The sequence below is a fragment of the Streptococcus pseudopneumoniae genome, assembly GCF_001072315.1.
GTDB classification, from domain to species: domain Bacteria; phylum Bacillota; class Bacilli; order Lactobacillales; family Streptococcaceae; genus Streptococcus; species Streptococcus pseudopneumoniae_R.
This window is the reverse complement of record NZ_JVLI01000095.1, coordinates 38,019-54,991: the sequence shown is the minus strand read 5'-3', so window position 1 is coordinate 54,991 and position 16,973 is coordinate 38,019. Positions and strand designations below refer to the sequence as shown.

The following is a 16,973-nucleotide window of genomic DNA, read 5'->3' as shown; positions in this document are numbered from 1 at the left end:
TCTTAACCTTTTCTATACGATTTCTTTTGTAAAAAATTGGAGGAGATGTCCCCAACTCCTCCATTACAGATTATTCAATCACTTGTCCTGCTTCTTTTAGAACAGATTCAGGAATCGCAATACCTAGCTCTTGTGCCAATTTTTTATTGATTACTGATTTACCAGTTGAAAAGACATTGACTGGTGTATCGGCTGGTTTTGCACCTTTCAAAACTTGCGCAATCATTTTACCAGTTGCCACACCAAGGTCATGTTGGTCAACTACAACGGATGCCAAACCACCTGCTTCTACCATGGCAGTTGCGCTTGGGTAGATTGGTTTTTTAGCTGATTGGTTACTTGATACAACAGTTGAGAAGGCTGAAGCAATAGTGTTATCAATTGGAACCCAGACAGCATCAACCTTGCTAGTCATAACGTTGACTGTTGAAGCAATTTCGTTTGTTGAAGGAACTGCAAATGTTTCTACTGTCAAACCTGCTTTTTCAGCATAAGCTTTAAATTCTTCTACCTGTGTTTTTGAATTGTCTTCGCTACTTGAGTAAAGAGCTCCGATTGTTTTCACATTTGGTGTCAAAGCCTTGATGAGTTCAACTTGTTGTTGAGCTGGATTATGGTCAGACACCCCTGTAATATTGCCTCCTGGTTTTTTCAAATCTTTGACCAAGTTAGCACCGATTGGGTCTGTAATAGCAGCCATGATAACCGGTAGGTCTTTTGTTGCACTAGCCAAACCTTGAGCAGCCGGTGTTGCGATACCAACAACCAAGTCATTGCCGTTTGCAACCAACTGTTTACTCATTGTCGCAACCTTACTTTGGTCGCCTTCTGAATTCATAAAGTCGATCTTCAACTGATCATCTTTATAGCCTTCTTCTGCAAGTCCATCTTGGATCCCTTTATAAATCAAGTCAAGAGATGGATGGCTCACAAACTGAAGAACACCAACTTTGGCAACTTTCTTTTCATTTTTAGCTTCTGGTTTATTCATTGAAGAGTAAATCAAGCTTCCTGCTACTAAGACTGCTAATGCAGCGATAATTCCAATTAAACGTTTATTTTTCATTCTATTTCTCCTTTTTAATTCCTTTAAACTACTTCACTTATCTAAACAAGCGACGCCATCGTTTTCTTTCCATACTAACCTCCATCAAAAAAGTCCTCACACAAAAAACTTGTGTGAGGACGTCAATGCGCGGTACCACCTCAATTATAGGGAATTTCCCTATCGCTCTGTCTCGCAATAACGAGATGCACTGTAAGGTGTGCTCACCGAATTTTTATGATTTCAAATTCTAAATAACATTCAGCCCAATTTTCATCATCATCACTTATCTGTTTTCAGCTACCACAGACTCTCTGTAAAGTTTGTATGATTACTTTTCTGAATGGTTAAATTATATCATTTTTCAACTACTTGTCAAGACTCTTTTAGCATTTTTTTGATATTCACTCTTGAAAATTATCAACCTGAATTACGCAATCCTGTTGCAATTCCGTTGATGGTTGTATGGATTAATTTTTCTTGGTCGCTTGATAATTCTCCTCGACGTTGACGTTTAATCAACTCCAACTGGATATAGTTGAGGATATTAAAGTAAGGCATACGATAATCCAAACTCGCTTTTAGATATGGATTTTCAGCCAAGAGTTCATCATAACCTTCGATAGCCAAGATAACTTCTTTGGTAACTTGCCATTCATTTAGAATAGTCTCATAGATTGCTTTTACTTCTTCATCTTCACACAGTTTGGCATACTCAAAAGCAATGTTCATATTTGATTTTGACAAGACCATATCAACATTTGAAAGAAGTGACTGGAAGAAAGGCCAATTTTGGTACATATCTCGTAGGATAGCGATATTTTCTGGATTTTTATCAATAAATTCTTTGAAACTTGATCCGACACCATACCAGCCAGGGAACATAACACGACTTTGCGACCATGAAAAGACCCAAGGAATAGCTCGCAAACCACCGATTTCAGTAATAGTCTTACGAGCGGCTGGACGAGAACCAATATTAAAGCTTGAAATAGCCTTGATTGGACTTGACTCGAAGAAATAATCATAGAAATGGTCATTACCAAAGACCAAATCACGGTAGATATCGTAACTACGGTCCACTACTTGGTCCATAATGGCTTCATAACGATTGGATGTATTGGTATCGCTCTTCTTCTGAGTAATCATACGGTTAATGGCCGCTGAAACCAGCATTTCAAGGTTATAGTAAGCAGCGTCTTTGTTACCGTATTTATTCCCAATTACTTCACCCTGCTCCGTCAAGCGGATACGATCCTTGATAGACTTGAGCGGTTGAGATGTGATGGCTTCATAGGTTGGTCCACCACCACGACCGACAGTACCACCACGGCCATGGAAGAAGGTAACCTTAACACCAAATTCATCTCCAATAGCAGTCAGTTGTTGTTGAGCTTTGTAGAGGGTCCAACATGATGATAGATAGCCACCATCTTTATTACTGTCAGAGTAACCAAGCATGATTTCTTGGTAGTTATTACGTGAAGCAATCCATTTCTTAGCAAGAGGAAGAGAAAGGTACTCTCTCATGGTTTCTTCTGAGTGGTCCAAGTCCTCAATTGTTTCAAAGAGAGGAACAATTTGGACTCGAGCTCTTTCTTTATCAACTAACCCTACTTCTTTTAGCAAGATAGCCAATTCCAACATGTCTGATACGCTGGTTGCATGTGAAATGATAGTCTGACGAATGACATCATCTCCCAACTTATCTTTCAACTTACGAGCAGCTTTAAAGATGGCCAATTCTTTTTCAAGTAACTCTGATTTTTCAACATGAGTGGCAGAAAGAATACGTGGATCTTCCTCCAATTCTTTCAAGAGAAGCTGGCATTTTTCTTCTTCACTTAGTTCGCTATAACGCGAATGAATTCCTGCTGATTTCAAAAGTTCAGCTACACAGGCCTCATGAACACTTGAATCTTGACGCATGTCGATGGATGCCAAATAGAAACCAAAAATTTCAACTGCTTGAATTAACTCAACAAAATCACCAGAAATTAGTGCCTCACCCTTGTTTTCCAAGAGGGAATCACGGATAGTAATTAAGTCCTTATAAAAATCATTGGCTGTTTCATAGCGAGCCCCAACTTCCTTATCCTCAATCAGATAGGCTTTTGTTGCTTGAATTTTTGATTGAATATCAAACAGGGCACGACGATACAGCTCTTTTTCGCGGTAAATCGAATTATCCTTGGATTGACGAGCCATTTCTCTGACTTGCTTGCTGACATTGACAATACTGGTTGAGAGAGAGAACTCACGATAGAGCTGGTAAATCTTTTCATCATAGTAGTTCATGATGACTTCACACTGGGTCATGGCAGATTGTTTCAATGTATCTGCTGTAACAAAGGGATTCCCATCACGGTCTCCACCAATCCACATTCCCATGGTAATTGGTTTAGGATGTTTCAACTCCAAGCCATGTTTTTTAGCCAGGCGCTTGTACTCAGCAGTCAAATGAGGAACAGCTTTCAGGAATGAACTATTGTAGTATTCCATAACATTCGTGATTTCATTGGTAACTTTCAATTTCTTTTCACGAATCATATCTGTCTGCATAATAATCTCAATGTAACGACGGAGATCATTATGCCATTTTTCCTTATTAATCAAGCCTAATTTTACATCACGATACTTACGCAAAAGGGTATGGATATGGTTGGTCAAATCCAACATACTCTTACGTTGTACTTGTGTTGGATGGGCAGTCAAAACAGGGACAACATTCAAGTGTTCAAGAATTTCAACCGCATTGTCTTTTTCAGCAACCATTTTGATTGTTGCTGATAATTTCCCAAGATAATCTTGATCAATATTATTTTGGTGGTTGATTTCATAAGCCAAATCCACATCTTCTGAAATATTAATCAAGAGGGGCAAGATAGAGAAATAGCGTGAAATATAAGCCATTTCATCATTTGACAGACTAGTAACCAATTTGTTCAAGCCTTGATAATCTTCTTGAGTTGACAATTCTTTCAACTGCATGATTTTTTCAAAAGTCTCTGGGGCAAGCATATTTTTAGTGATATCTTCTAACAGTTCTGTTAAAATCAATACTTCTTCTTGCACGACAGCTTTATTACTATAGTTTTCTAATTTTTGAAGAGACATAGGTAATCCTTTCCACTATCAGCTCTACATATAGTTTGAGGAGTGAGCTTCTAACTCCTCATATAATTGGGCACGTTTTTCACTTGCATCAATATTTAAGACAAAGGCGATGGCTACAGACAAGACCAGAAGACTATTCCCTCCTTGTGATAAGAAGGGGAAGGTTACTCCTGTCGAAGGAATAATGCCAGAAATTCCACCGATATTGACAAAGACCTGTACTAACATCATTCCCCCAACCCCAATCGCCATCATGGAATTAAAAGGATTCTTAGCACGAATTCCGACTAGGATAATTCGTAAAATAAGGAAAAAAACAAGTGCTAAAATCAAGCCGGCTCCTACAAATCCAAATTCTTCGATGACAATTGAAAATACAAAATCTGTATGGGCCTCTGGTAAATAGCCACGTTTTTCAATTGAATTTCCTAAACCTAGACCAAACCAACCACCATTTACCATGGCAAAGTAGGAATTTGCAAGTTGGTGGCCTGCTCCTGCCAAATCAGCAAAGGGATTAAAGTAGGCACTGAAACGCTTGGCAACGTAACCAAATACTGGAACTTTTGAAAACTTATCAACCCCAATCATAGAAATAGCTGATAAGGATAGGGCTGAAACTCCTACCAATACACCAATAAATGCTATAAACCAACGATGAGCAATCCCACTGACTGTATACATAATCAAGGCAACCAGAGCTAGGATCGTCGCATTCCCCAAATCTGGAAAAATAGCCAAACTTCCTATCATTACCAAGAGGACAAAACGCCAATCATTAAAAGCTCGAGGAATCCATTGATTTTGAGTTAAAACTTGAAAATCGTAAATACCAATTTCATCCTGTTGTTTTGAAAAACGTTGGGCCAAGTACCAGACGATGATAATCTTCAAATACTCAGCTGGCTGAATGGTCAAAGGTCCTACTGAAATCCAACCATAGGCTCCATTGACTGGCGTACCAATTAAGCGAGCCAGAGCTAAGAGAATCAGCTCAACAAACATAACAATAAATAAAAGTCGTTCTTTTCTTAAAAAATTCAGTTTCAGCTTATATATCAAGGCAATCAATATTAAACTAAATACCCAAAACATTCCCTGACTTCGAACCAATTGCAAGGCACTTTTACCTTCTTCGATAAGAATGGCACTGGTTGTAGAATAGACTACAATCAAGCCCAAAATAGATAAAAGTAAGTAAGGAACTAGAATAGAATAGTTTAATAGGTGCCTCTTACTAATCTTCATAGTATCACCAATCTAATGAGAACAAAAGAAATTATTCCCAAATTCCGTTTATTTTCTAGTTTTGATTGCTATTATACCATTTTTTCCGAAAGAAAAAAACTCTTACCCTTAAGATAATAGATTTTCTCATAAGAAAAAGAGCACTTGGCTCTTTTCTGTTTTATTCTTTTGAAGAACTGCTTGAGCTTGAGTCTCCACCACCGATGTATTGAGTAAAGATATTTTGGAAGGCCTGGTCTTTAACCTTGATATTGGCTGCTTGCAATTCTTTTCCGATAATACTTTGAACAAATGATGCGTCGTTTTGTTTTTGAGTTAAGATAACAGTTTTTAATTTTTCTTTGTAATCGTCAATATTAGATGATTTTTCTGTTTTCTTAATCAGTTTAACAATGTAATATTGACTGCTGTAGGCTTGTGTTCCAGTAACGCTAATCACATCAGAAACCCCATTCACGTCTAAAGCAAAAGCAGCTTTTTTAACTTGTTCTGGTACTTCTGTTGAAGCAGAATCAAAAGTGATTTCTCCACCATTCGCTTTAGTTTTCTCATCTGTTGAATTATCTTTGGCTAATTGAGCAAAGTCTGCATCACTAGCTTTAGCTTTTTCAAGAATTTCTTTAGCTTTGTCTTCATTGTCCAAACGGATGATTTGAGCCGTTACATCTGGAGTGTACTCGTCATAAGCCTTCTTGTAAGCATCATCTGTCAATTCAGCTTCTGCTGCTTTCTTAACTGCCAACTCAACCAATTTACTTGTACGAATTTGAGCTTTACGTGTTTCAAGAGTCATTCCTGCTTGCGATAAGACACGTTGGTAGTTCTCACCATATTGTTTCTCTTCTTCGGCAATAGTATCGTTGACTTCTTTGTCATCTACTTCTGAGCCATATTGCTTCTCAAATACTTTTTGGATGGTCATGTTCAACAAGACTTGTTGTGCTGAAGGGTTGCTTTTCACTTGCTCATAAAATTGATGTTCTGTGATGACATCCCCTTTCATGCTGATAAGGTCTGCCCCTTCTGAACCTTTCGAACAAGCTGCTAAAGTTGCTACTGATAATAGTGTAATGGCACCTGCCAATAGTTTTTTCTTCATGTCTACTCCTTTGAGATAAGTGTTACCCTATCTATTTTACTATATTTTCTTAAATTATTCTGAAAATCATTCGCCAACAGGCAATTGAACATCTGCAATATTTTTACGAAGCATGAGAATGCCGTCCCCCAGAGGTACTAATGTTGCGGTGAGTCCTGGATTGTCTAAGGTTGCATCAAATAGTCTTTGAAGTCCTCTGTAAATAGTTCGCTGACCTCGACGAACTTCCATAATGTCCTTGGCAACATCACCACCTTGAAAAATATCATCCAAGACAACCACACCTCCAACTTCCAAATGTTTGAGGATTTCTGGCAGAAAGACGATGTATTTAGACTTGGCTGAATCCATAAAGACGAAATCATAGGACTCTGTCAAGGTAGATAAGACATCTACCGCATCTCCTTCTAGGAGCGTAATTTGCTTGCGACTGTCAAACTGGGCGAAATTTTCCTTGGCAAATCCAATCATCTCTGGATTGCGGTCAATGGTTGTAATCTTGGACTTTGGAGCATGTTCCGCCATCAAGAGGGCTGAAAAACCAATAGCCGTCCCAATTTCCAGAATGTTTTTAGGTTGTATGGTTTCCATGAGAAAACGGAAATAAGCAACCGTTTCATGGGGAATAATGGGAATATTTTCCTTGCGAGCAAAATCTTCCAATTCTTTCAAAGAGCCTATGACTTGCTTTTGACGCTGGCGCATCAAGTCTACAATTTCTTCCTTGACAACAGGACGACGCATGTTATGGTTAGCATTTTTACTATACGAATCAACCATCTTATGCCAATCCCAATTTTTCAACAAGGGCTTCAAACTCATTTAAACGGCGTTCAAAGACTGCAAAGGCATCGTTGAGATAGTCTTCCTTCTCCATATCAACACCAGCTTTTCTCATGACATTAAGTGGATAGTCAGACTTACCTGCCTTGAGGTAGTCGATATAGCGGTCACGGTCTTCTTGACTACCATGGACAATCTTTTCAGCCAGAGCTGAAGCTGCTGCAAAGCCTGTTGAATATTGATATACATAGTAGTTATAGTAGAAGTGTGGAATGCGAGCCCACTCGTATTGGATTTCAGGATTGTCTTCCTTACTCAAACCATAATACTCTTGGTTCAAGTCTGCGTAGAGTTTATTTAGGAAATCGCTTGTCAAGACTTCCCCGTTTTGGTCTGCTTGATGAATCGCGTGTTCAAACTCAGCAAATTGAGTTTGGCGGAAAACTGTTCCACGGAAACCGTCTAGGAAGTTATTGAGAATAGCAAAGCGCGTTGCGTCGTCTTCCACTTCTTCCAATAATTTCTCTGTCAAGATATTTTCATTGGTCGTTGAGGCAATCTCAGCCAAGAAGATAGAATAATCCCCATAAACATAAGGCTGACTTTCACGAGTATAGCTTGAATGCATACTGTGACCTGTTTCATGAACAAGGGTGAAGAGATTGTCTAGATTGTCCTGCCAGTTAAGGAGCATAAAGGCATTGGTATCGTAAGAACCACCAGAGTAGGCCCCTGAACGCTTGCCTTGATTTTCGTAAACATCAATCCAACGCTCACTGAAGGCACGTTTAACACGGCTCAAGTAATCCTCACCCAAGACTGCCAAGGCATCTTCTGCCTTTTTCAAGGCTTCTTGGTAAGTAAAACTGTATTCAACAGATGAAAGTGGTGTGTAGACATCGTACATCTTGAGGTCTGAAATCCCCAAGATTTTTGAACGAAGCTCAAGGTAACGATGCAAGAGTGGCAAGTGCTTGCGAACTGCTGCTACCAAATTGTCATAAACACTCTCTGGAACAAAATTCGCTGCTAGGGCTGCATGACGAGCACTCTTGTAGTGACGAACCTTGGCACGGTAGTTTTGCACCTTAACATTGGTTTGCAAGGTTTTGGCATAGGTATGTTGGAATTGTTCATAAGTCGCATAAAGGGCTTGATAGGCACCACGGCGTACCTCACGATTTTTAGACTCCATCAAGCGCATATAAACGCCATGTGATAATTGTACTTCATTACCATCTTCATCTTTAACAAATGGAAAGACTATATCTGCATTATCTAAAATCGCAAAGGTTTCACTTGCCGAACCAAAGATTTCTCCAGCTCCAGCTAATAATTCTTCTTCACGTTGTGAAAGAACGTGATCCTTGCCTTGCAAAAGCTTATCAAAATAGTGTTGATAAACCTGCAATTTTGGTTGAGCCTCTAAAAAGTCAGCATACTGCTTTTCACTAATTTCCATAAATTCAGGTTCATAGAATGAAAAGGCTTGGTCTAGCTGGCTGTAGAGTGTCATGGCCTTAGCATAGTACTCTTGGTACTTGGCTTCACGTGTGTCTTGGTCATTCTTCATATGTGCATAAACGTAAAGCTTCTCCATTTGGCGTTCCATCTCAAGAGAAAATTCAGTGATTTCTAGTAGGTTATCCGCACTATCCAAGAGATGGCCTTCATACTGGGCTACTGTCTCCAATTGTTCTGTTAAATCTTTTAAGGCTTCTTCCCAAGCCTGGTCAGTTGGGTAGATCGTTGATAGATCCCATGTATCTTTTTCATTTATTTCATTTCTTTGTAATACCATTAGATTCCTCCATCCTTTCTATTCTACCATATTTTTCAAGAAATATTGCTGATAAAAGGCTGGTGGATAAAGCTTTTGCCAATCATTTTGAGGATTTTCTTGGTAATAGGTTTGAAAATACTGATAATAGCTGGTTAAGTCCTTCTCAATTTGGCAAAACTCACCTACTAATGGTCGAATTTGTGGATACCATTCTTTTAGCCCATAAGTCAGGAGATTTTCCCCCTTTTGATAGGCTTCTGCTTGTTCTTTCATCCAAAAGGGATTTTGATAGTAAAGCTGTTGCCGAATATAGCGAGAAATGTCCTTGTCCTGAGAAACTGTAAAATGAGATATTTTTTGTTTCTTATAGGGAAGACGCAATATTTCCAATAAACTACCTTGACCATAGGAAAATTCCTTTATTTGATAATGGAGTTTACCGCGGAGATCCTGGTAAATGAGATATTTAAGCCTTAAAACCTGTTTTCCCTTGTCTACTTCCCAAACATAAAAGCCCATATTTTGACTGAAATAAAGAAAACCTTGTTGTAGACGAGTCAATCGCTCCTTGAGCCACAGTTTTTGACCCAGCAACCACAGTACTTGGTAACCCTGACTACGATAGCCCTCACTGCGCTCTTTAAGGACTTTTTGAGGCAAGGGACTACACTGAACCTCTAGAGCTAGATTGCCATTTACAAACACATCCGCAATCTGTTTAAGATTTGGAATCGGGTACTCTAATTGTACATCTGCCTCTTTTTTCAACCAGTGATAGAGGGATTCCTTATTGGACAGGTGTTCTGGACTTTCATTTTCAGAGGAATATTCACAGTCTTTTAAAGATTTATGGGCAAAATGGGTCCGTACACTTGTTCCTTGACGCAAACGGAGCTGGCCTCCACAAGCTGGGCAGGTGTAGTTTTGCTTCTCAAGCTTATCCTCTAGCACATTTACCAATTCTCCCCTAGCATCTTTCGCAACAAACATGATTTTCCTCCTTTTCTATATTATTCGTAAAAAAGAAAAAAGATCAGGAAAATTCCTAATCTTCATTCATGTTTATTTGACTTTTTTAGCTAGCATTGTCGCAAAGCGTAGTTGAATGCGATTGCCATTTTCATCGCGACGGTGCAGATGACCTGGATTTTCATTGTACTTGACCAACTCCCAATCCTTGTAGTAGTCTGCCAGTTCTCCTTCTTTAAAGGTGAATGGAAAGTTAACCGAGCAAGGATAATCCTCCGTGTCCATGGCACAGACGATAAGATTGTACCCTCCAACACTGGTATGCTCCTGCATGTTTTTAATAATAGCTGGAATGCGGTCTGCTTGCAAAAACATGAGAACAACTGTCGATACGATAAAATCATAGGCTTGTCCAATACTGGCTGAATTGATATCGTAAAGACCAACAGGCATGTCCAGATCTTCCTGCTCCACAATGCTTTGCAAGATTTCAAGAGATAATTCATTTTGATCTACAGCTGTCACATCAAAACCATTCTGTGCAAGAAAGAGAGAGTTACGGCCCTGACTACAGCCCAAATCCAAGGCTTTCCCTGGTTTTACTGTCTGCATTGCCTCTAGGACCTCTGAATGAACAGGATTGGTATTGTATTTCTTAGGGAAGTAATCCTCAGGTTTACAATAAAATTCCAAGTACCATTCTACATCGTCTGTTACAGCCTCCACTCGGTGCCAAGCTTGAGGTTGTGCCATGGGATTGTCGGCTCCTGCTTCAAAGAGGTGCTCAGCTAAAACCTCACCATCTCCTGTCAATTCAATAAACTTGAGGACTCCTTTTACAACAGTAATCTTTCCCCAAGTCCCGACCTTGGTATTGTGCTTTTGCTGAACAGCCTTTGGCATGGTCTCTTTAGTCCACAAGGGCATTCGTTTATAGGCAACTAGTTTTTCCATCTTCATTCCTCTTTTTATCGCTGATTAACAGCTTTCATAACACGCGCGATATCGCGGTTTTGCTCACGACGTTTGATAGACTCCCGTTTGTCGTAGTCATGCTTCCCTTTAGCTAGGCCTAAAAGGAGCTTGGCATAGCCATCTTTGATATAGACCTTAAGGGGAACCAGCGTCATTCCTGTCCCTTTAGTCTCTTGTTCCAATTTTTGAATTTGCTTTTTATGGAGTAAGAGTTTTCGACGACGTTCTGGCTCTTGGTTCCAGATATTGCCCTCTTCGTAAGGTGCGATATGAACATTGCTCAACCAGACCTCCCCATTTTTCACTTGGGCAAAGCCATCCTTGAGATTGATTCGAGCAGCTCGCACACTCTTGATTTCAGTCCCAGTCAGGACCATCCCTGCCTCTAGCGTATCTACGATTGTATAGTCGTGGCGCGCCTTTTTATTTTGTGCGACGACCTTTCCCTCGCCCTTTGCCATGCTTGGCTCCTTTCTTAGCTACTTCCTTGTAAAAAGGTTTCTTCCCTTTTTTCTTCTTGTCTTTTTATGAATGCTTGCGCTTATCATTTGAGCGTCCTGATTTTCTTTTGTCTTCCTTCTTATCTGAACGACGATTTGAACCACGTCCTCTTTCATTACGACTAGACTGTTTCAAGCCTTTTTCAATCACATCAAACTCACTAGGTACGAATGAAAAATCAATCTCTCCAGTCATTTTATCCGCTCTTTCAACTCGAATACGAATCTGCTGCCCGACACGGAAGGTAATACCTGATTTCTCTCCACGAAGGGTCAAATCCCGCTCATTGAAATGATAAAATTCAGGTAGATTTGTGATGTGAATCAATCCTTCAACTGTGTTTGGCAATTCGACAAAGAGACCGAACTTGACAATACTTGATACAACCGCATCGTACTCTTCGCCTACATATTCCTCCATGTACTCAGCCTTTTTCATGGCTTCGACTTCACGTTCAGCCTCAATAGCACGACGTTCCCGGTTGGAAGACTGGGTCGCAATCCCAGGAATCACTTGTTCAAAATGCTCTGCTATTTCTTTAGAACGGCCGTAATCCCGAATCATACGGTGAACAAGAAGGTCTGGATAACGACGAATCGGACTAGTAAAGTGAGTGTAATAGTCAGCCGCTAATCCATAGTGGCCGTGATTGTGCTCCGAATAGCGAGCCTGCTGCATAGAGCGAAGAAGCATCATGGACAATACATCCGCATAAGGTTCTCCCTCAACAGTACGCATGATGTCTTGGAGGGCCTCTTGGCTAATCTCACTGGCAGTCCCATAAATGCGCAAGCCAAAGCTCGAAGCATAATCAATAAACTTCTGAACCTTTTCAGCCTTAGGCTCGTCATGGATACGATAAATGAAAGGTAGCTCCAACTTGCTGAAATGCTCGGCAACTGTTTCGTTGGCCATCAACATAAAGGACTCAATCATGCGCTCGGCAACACCACGCTGACGAAGAACGATATCAACAGGCTTACCTTGTTTATCCACTAAAATCTTGGCTTCATTGGTATCAAAATTGAGAGCTCCACGTTTCATACGCATATTTTCTAAAGTTTCATGAAGTCTGGCCATGAGTTCGATACTTGGAACAATTTTCTGATATTCTTGTCTCTTTTCCACATCGCCCGCTAAGATATCATTTACATCGCTATAGGTCATACGGAAGCTAGTCTTGATAACAGTTTGTGTGATGGTGTAGTTGACTACACGACCATGTTTATCAATCTCCATAATGGCAGACTGAGTCAAGCGGTCAACTTGAGGATTGAGGGAGCAGATGCCATTTGATAGTCGTTCTGGAAGCATTGGTACAACACGGTCTGTCACATAGACTGAAGTCGCGCGGTTAAGGGCTTCCTTGTCCAGGGCAGAACCCTCAGTCACATAGTAGGAAACGTCTGCGATGTGAACTCCAAGTTCAATATTACCATTTTTCAAGGCCTTGATGTGCACCGCATCGTCCAAATCCTTTGCATCAGCACCGTCAATGGTAAAGGTTATCTCATCTCTCAAGTCCAGACGGCCTTCCATATCCTTTTGAGACGGAGCATCAGGCACACTTTCTGCTTCCTTGACAACAGCTTCTGGAAACTCGGATACAATATCCATAGACTCCAAAACCTCAAGAACATCAATTCCGACATCCGTTGAATGCCCCACCACATCGAGGACACTAGCTACAAAGAAATCATGTTTCTTGCTTGGGTATTTGTCGATAAAGACCTTAAGAACTTCTGTTCCCTCTAGTTTAAGGGCTGGTTTCTTAACATAGATCGGTTGACTGATTTTTTGATTTTTCGAACGGATGTAGCCAGCATACTTAGGCTTTTCCTGATCTAGAACGATTTGACCGACAACGGTTGTCAAACTGTGTTCTAGAATATCGATAATTTTGGCTTCTGCTGCTGTTCCCTTGTTTCGGTCAGCTACTTTCTTGATGACAACCTCAACAGTATCGCCATCAATAGCATAGTTGACATCGTTTTTCCCTACAAAAAGGTCGTCCTCCTCGCCTTCCAGACTAACAAAGCCAAAACCATTTTTATGGGCATGAAAAATCCCCTTGAGAGTAATCTCATGTTTTTTCTTATCTTCCAAGGTCAGACTGCCATCTTCTTCAAAGCGAATCTGGTGCTTTCTTTCCATTAAGGACAAGGTTTTAATCAACTCACGAAAATCCTTGGACCCGTCTTTTCCCAAAGCCTGAACCAAGTCATTGACCGTTACCTTTCCCTTGTCTTGTAAATATTCTTTTATTCTATCTTTCATATTTTCTTTCTAGATTTTTTATTTTCTTTTACTGTAAAACCTTCTCAAATATCTTTTAAAAATAAAAAGAGGCAAAGACCTAGTCCTGCCCATTATTTTCTTATCTACTTGATAATACCGTCAATGCTAAGGCAATGGCTAGCCAGAAAAAGACTAAAATCCCTGTCAAACGCTGCATTACAGCTTCAAAACCGCGTGCTTTACTGCGTTCAAACAAATCACCTGAACTGGCATCAAATACATTGCTGGATTGGTTTTTAGTTGGTTGCATGAAAATCGCAATCACAATCACAACAGATAATACTAATAAAATGGTTAATAATAGGTTATACATATCAAACTCCTTAAAATCCCTATTATTTTACCATAAAATCTACTTAGATTCAAGATGTAGGGTTACTTTTCTTTCCTTGGGACAATACTTTAAAACCTCAATCTTGTCTGGATGGGTTTTTGAATTTTTACTGGTTAGGTAATTGATACTGCCACAAGAGGAGCATTTGAGATTAATTTTTACTCGCACTAGATTTCCTTTACTTTTAATAATGTTCGAAATTGAAGAAGGTTAAAGAGACAACTAAAGGCAACACAAAGGCTTGTCGCATAAAAGACTGCATGGTAGCCAAATTGACCTGCTACTGCAGAACCTGCCATGGGACCAACGACACCTCCCAGATAAAAGAATACCTGATTGAAGGCAAAGACCCTCGAAATGCCGGCTTTGGGAGTCATTTTGCTGAGTAGGGCATTAACCCCGGGAATCAGGGCACCGGTTCCCAATCCAAAGAGGAAACGATAAAGTCCTAGTTGAAGGGGGCTAGAGGCATTGGCACAGAGGAGATAGATGATGACTGAATAAAACTGGGCTACAACCAAGAGGCGATGGTTGCCCACCTTGTCACCTAGCTTTCCCATGACTCCTGCACTCATCATACTGGAAAAGCCCATACTGGATACAATCAAACCAGATACAAAAAGAAGATTCTCTGTCTGTCCTAAGTCGCGTACATACAGAGCTAAGATAGGGCCGATTGATTGGGCTGAAAATTGGATGACAAAACTGGTCAGAAAGAGGTTGACCAAGAGATAGGGGTATTTAACTGATGTAAATAATTCCTTTGTTGGGATGGCCTTTTCCTTGGCTACTGGTTGAAAATCTTCCTTGATAAAGCAAATAGTCAAAACAGCAGCTAAGAACAGAAAACTACCAACCAGTAAGAAAACAGTACGAATGCCAAATAATTCTGCGATAAAGCCACCGATAAAGGGACCAGTTAGAGTACCTGCAACTACGCCTGTAGACAAAGTACCTAAGGCAGAGCCTGATTTCTCCTTGGGAACTTGACTGGCTATCAAAGCTGTGGCATTAGGAACAAAACCCGCAAATACACCGTTTAATAACCGAAGAAAGATTAACCAATAGATATTGGGCACAAAGGCCAAGCCTCCCATAGTGATAGTCATGGCCATGCCTGCTCGAATCATCATGGGCTTTCGACCGTATTTGTCAGCAAGGATACCCCAGATAGGAGAAAAGAGCGCTGCGGAAATGGCAGAGACAGAAATAACTAAACCTGCATAAAAAGCAACTTGCTCACTCCCTACACCTAGATTTTCCACAAAGATGGGCATAAAAGGCACAACCAAAGAAATACTGGCTCCTGTCAGAAAATTACCAAACCAAGCAATGCGCAGATTATCCTTCCAGTTAATCTCTGTCATCTTGCTTACCTCCCTCAAGCAGGGAGAACACCTGAGTAAGAAGCTGGTCCTGATTTCCATTGTTGTTTAAAACATGGCTGGCCAAATCTTTCTTTTTTTCTAAAGGCCACTGGGCTGCCAGACGCGACTCAGCTTCATTCTTGGATAGCTGATCCCTTTTCATTAAGCGTTCTACTTGGACCTCTCTATCCACATAGACTAACCATGTCTCATCAAACCAAGAACTATAGTCTTGTTCAAAAAGCAGGGGAATATCCATGAAGAAAATCTCTTCTGTCTGAGCCAACTGGTCTCTCAACGTAGCTAGTTCCTCACGGATAATCTCTCCTTGGATTTGCTTAGACCATTCTCGTTCTTCAGGATTTGAAAAGATGAGACTAGCTAGGAGAGGGCGATTAAGTTCTCCGTTTTCAAGGATGATTTCTTGCCCAAAGTGCTGGACTAGAGCCTGAAACAGACGACCACCAGGTTTCTGTAGTTGGTGGACGACTGCGTCGGCATCCACTACTTGAAAACCTTGCTTTCTTAGAAAATTTGTCACAGTTGACTTACCAGAGGCAATTCCCCCAGTGATTCCAATGATTTTTCCCATCAGTCCCTCCTTTGACAGTTTGGACAAAAGTGGGTTCCACGTCCGCCTAGTTGAATTTTCTCAATGATGGTACCACAACGTGAACATTCTTGACCAGCCTTGTCATAGACTTGATGAAAATCCTGCATGGTTCCATCTTCCCCAAAGGCATTGGTATAGGTCCGAATGGTGGAACCACCTTTTTCAACAGCCTGTCCCAATACAGCAATGGTTTGGTCATGAATAGCTGTCGCTTCTTCTGCTGTCAAAGTCTGGGAAGGTCTTGCCGGATGAACCTGAGCTCGCCAGAGAACCTCATCCACATAGATATTGCCAAGTCCAGCTACCAAGGTCTGGTCTAGGAGATGGGATTTGATAGGCTTTTTGGACTTGGCTAGGGCGGCTTGAAAAATCTGCACATCAAAGTCTTGTTCGATTGGTTCAGGACCTAATTTTTTAGAAATAAAGTAGGCGTCCAAAAGGTCAGGAGACAAGAGTTCCATAGTACCAAACTTACGTACATCCTCATAAACAAGCGTGCCACCATCCGCAAACTGGAAGAAAACATGGGCATGTTTGCGTTCAGGTGCTTGGTCTGGATAGTAAAAATACTTGCCCTCCATGCGCAAATGGGAAATCAAGACCTTGTCTGTCAGGCAGAAAAGCAAATATTTGCCCCGACGTCCCATTGACTCAACAATCTGACCAGGCACTTCCTTTCGAAACTCGTCCAAATCTGTCTTAATCATCTTGGGATAGCGAATTTCTACACTCGAAATCTTCTTTCCCAAAATCAATTTTTCTAAGCCACGACGAACGGTTTCAACCTCAGGTAATTCAGGCATAAGTCCTCCTTCTGTAAAAACAAGAAGCAGGCATGAGC

14 protein-coding genes, 1 pseudogene and 1 other annotated feature are annotated in these 16,973 nt (G+C 40.6%); all 15 genes and pseudogenes read right to left on the bottom strand.

Annotation, left to right across the window (positions count from 1 at the left end):
* Positions 1 to 70: 70 nt before the first annotated feature.
* A complete protein-coding gene (gene trpX, locus ADH54_RS04645; RefSeq protein ID WP_049524221.1) occupies positions 71 to 1,066 on the bottom strand; it encodes a tryptophan ABC transporter substrate-binding protein in 996 nt (331 codons plus the stop codon).
* Positions 1,067 to 1,178: 112 nt separating this feature from the next.
* Positions 1,179 to 1,396: a binding site (T-box leader), on the bottom strand.
* A 69-nt stretch (positions 1,397 to 1,465) separates the two neighbouring features.
* Positions 1,466 to 4,162: a phosphoenolpyruvate carboxylase gene (gene ppc / locus ADH54_RS04640; RefSeq protein ID WP_049524220.1), complete on the bottom strand. Its 2,697-nt coding sequence runs from the start codon at positions 4,160 to 4,162 to the stop codon at positions 1,466 to 1,468.
* 24 nt (positions 4,163 to 4,186) lie between these two features.
* Positions 4,187 to 5,410, bottom strand: a complete 1,224-nt coding sequence (gene ftsW, locus ADH54_RS04635; RefSeq protein WP_049524219.1) for a cell division peptidoglycan polymerase FtsW — start codon at positions 5,408 to 5,410, stop codon at positions 4,187 to 4,189.
* A 160-nt stretch (positions 5,411 to 5,570) separates the two neighbouring features.
* Entirely contained in the window at positions 5,571 to 6,509 is a 939-nt protein-coding gene (gene prsA, locus ADH54_RS04630; RefSeq protein WP_045606348.1) for a peptidylprolyl isomerase PrsA, read from the bottom strand.
* A gap of 66 nt (positions 6,510 to 6,575) precedes the next feature.
* The gene (locus ADH54_RS04625; RefSeq protein ID WP_080980784.1) at positions 6,576 to 7,289 is read right to left on the bottom strand and encodes an O-methyltransferase; all 714 of its coding nucleotides are present in this window, start codon (positions 7,287 to 7,289) and stop codon (positions 6,576 to 6,578) included.
* A 1-nt stretch (position 7,290) separates the two neighbouring features.
* Complete coding sequence (gene pepF, locus ADH54_RS04620) at positions 7,291 to 9,093, bottom strand: oligoendopeptidase F (RefSeq protein WP_049524218.1); 1,803 nt, start codon at positions 9,091 to 9,093, stop codon at positions 7,291 to 7,293.
* Positions 9,094 to 9,111: 18 nt separating this feature from the next.
* Positions 9,112 to 10,065: a competence protein CoiA gene (locus ADH54_RS04615; RefSeq protein ID WP_049524217.1), complete on the bottom strand. Its 954-nt coding sequence runs from the start codon at positions 10,063 to 10,065 to the stop codon at positions 9,112 to 9,114.
* Positions 10,066 to 10,137: 72 nt separating this feature from the next.
* Positions 10,138 to 10,998 (bottom strand): SAM-dependent methyltransferase TehB, encoded by an 861-nt coding sequence (gene tehB / locus ADH54_RS04610; protein WP_049524216.1) that lies wholly within the window; start codon positions 10,996 to 10,998, stop codon positions 10,138 to 10,140.
* A gap of 14 nt (positions 10,999 to 11,012) precedes the next feature.
* Complete coding sequence (gene smpB / locus ADH54_RS04605) at positions 11,013 to 11,480, bottom strand: SsrA-binding protein SmpB (RefSeq protein ID WP_001051750.1); 468 nt, start codon at positions 11,478 to 11,480, stop codon at positions 11,013 to 11,015.
* A pseudogene (rnr, locus tag ADH54_RS04600) lies at positions 11,443 to 13,797 on the bottom strand (ribonuclease R). The gene smpB and the pseudogene rnr overlap by 38 nt, the downstream one beginning before the upstream one ends.
* 100 nt (positions 13,798 to 13,897) lie before the next feature.
* A complete protein-coding gene (secG, locus tag ADH54_RS04595) occupies positions 13,898 to 14,131 on the bottom strand; it encodes a preprotein translocase subunit SecG (protein WP_000282517.1) in 234 nt (77 codons plus the stop codon).
* 39 nt (positions 14,132 to 14,170) lie between these two features.
* Positions 14,171 to 14,320 (bottom strand): 50S ribosomal protein L33, encoded by a 150-nt coding sequence (gene rpmG / locus ADH54_RS04590; protein WP_001809104.1) that lies wholly within the window; start codon positions 14,318 to 14,320, stop codon positions 14,171 to 14,173.
* Positions 14,320 to 15,519, bottom strand: a complete 1,200-nt coding sequence (locus ADH54_RS04585) for a multidrug efflux MFS transporter (RefSeq protein ID WP_049524214.1) — start codon at positions 15,517 to 15,519, stop codon at positions 14,320 to 14,322. Before ADH54_RS04585 ends, rpmG begins: the two co-directional genes overlap by 1 nt.
* Positions 15,506 to 16,111, bottom strand: coding sequence for a dephospho-CoA kinase (gene coaE / locus ADH54_RS04580; RefSeq protein WP_049524213.1), 606 nt, complete (start codon positions 16,109 to 16,111; stop codon positions 15,506 to 15,508). The genes ADH54_RS04585 and coaE overlap by 14 nt, the downstream gene beginning before the upstream one ends.
* Entirely contained in the window at positions 16,111 to 16,935 is an 825-nt protein-coding gene (mutM, locus tag ADH54_RS04575; RefSeq protein WP_049524212.1) for a DNA-formamidopyrimidine glycosylase, read from the bottom strand. Before mutM ends, coaE begins: the two co-directional genes overlap by 1 nt.
* Positions 16,936 to 16,973 lie beyond the last annotated feature (38 nt).

Bases quoted from the DNA above. Each gene is read 5' to 3' on its own strand.
- trpX (WP_049524221.1), bottom strand. From the start codon at position 1,066: ATGAAAAATAAACGTTTAATTGGAATTATCGCTGCATTAGCAGTCTTA.
- ppc (WP_049524220.1), bottom strand. From the start codon at position 4,162: ATGTCTCTTCAAAAATTAGAAAACTATAGTAATAAAGCTGTCGTGCAA.
- ftsW (WP_049524219.1), bottom strand. From the start codon at position 5,410: ATGAAGATTAGTAAGAGGCACCTATTAAACTATTCTATTCTAGTTCCT.
- prsA (WP_045606348.1), bottom strand. From the start codon at position 6,509: ATGAAGAAAAAACTATTGGCAGGTGCCATTACACTATTATCAGTAGCA.
- ADH54_RS04625 (WP_080980784.1), bottom strand. From the start codon at position 7,289: ATGGTTGATTCGTATAGTAAAAATGCTAACCATAACATGCGTCGTCCT.
- pepF (WP_049524218.1), bottom strand. From the start codon at position 9,093: ATGGTATTACAAAGAAATGAAATAAATGAAAAAGATACATGGGATCTA.
- ADH54_RS04615 (WP_049524217.1), bottom strand. From the start codon at position 10,065: ATGTTTGTTGCGAAAGATGCTAGGGGAGAATTGGTAAATGTGCTAGAG.
- tehB (WP_049524216.1), bottom strand. From the start codon at position 10,998: ATGGAAAAACTAGTTGCCTATAAACGAATGCCCTTGTGGACTAAAGAG.
- smpB (WP_001051750.1), bottom strand. From the start codon at position 11,480: ATGGCAAAGGGCGAGGGAAAGGTCGTCGCACAAAATAAAAAGGCGCGC.
- secG (WP_000282517.1), bottom strand. From the start codon at position 14,131: ATGTATAACCTATTATTAACCATTTTATTAGTATTATCTGTTGTGATT.
- ADH54_RS04585 (WP_049524214.1), bottom strand. From the start codon at position 15,519: ATGACAGAGATTAACTGGAAGGATAATCTGCGCATTGCTTGGTTTGGT.
- coaE (WP_049524213.1), bottom strand. From the start codon at position 16,111: ATGGGAAAAATCATTGGAATCACTGGGGGAATTGCCTCTGGTAAGTCA.
- mutM (WP_049524212.1), bottom strand. From the start codon at position 16,935: ATGCCTGAATTACCTGAGGTTGAAACCGTTCGTCGTGGCTTAGAAAAA.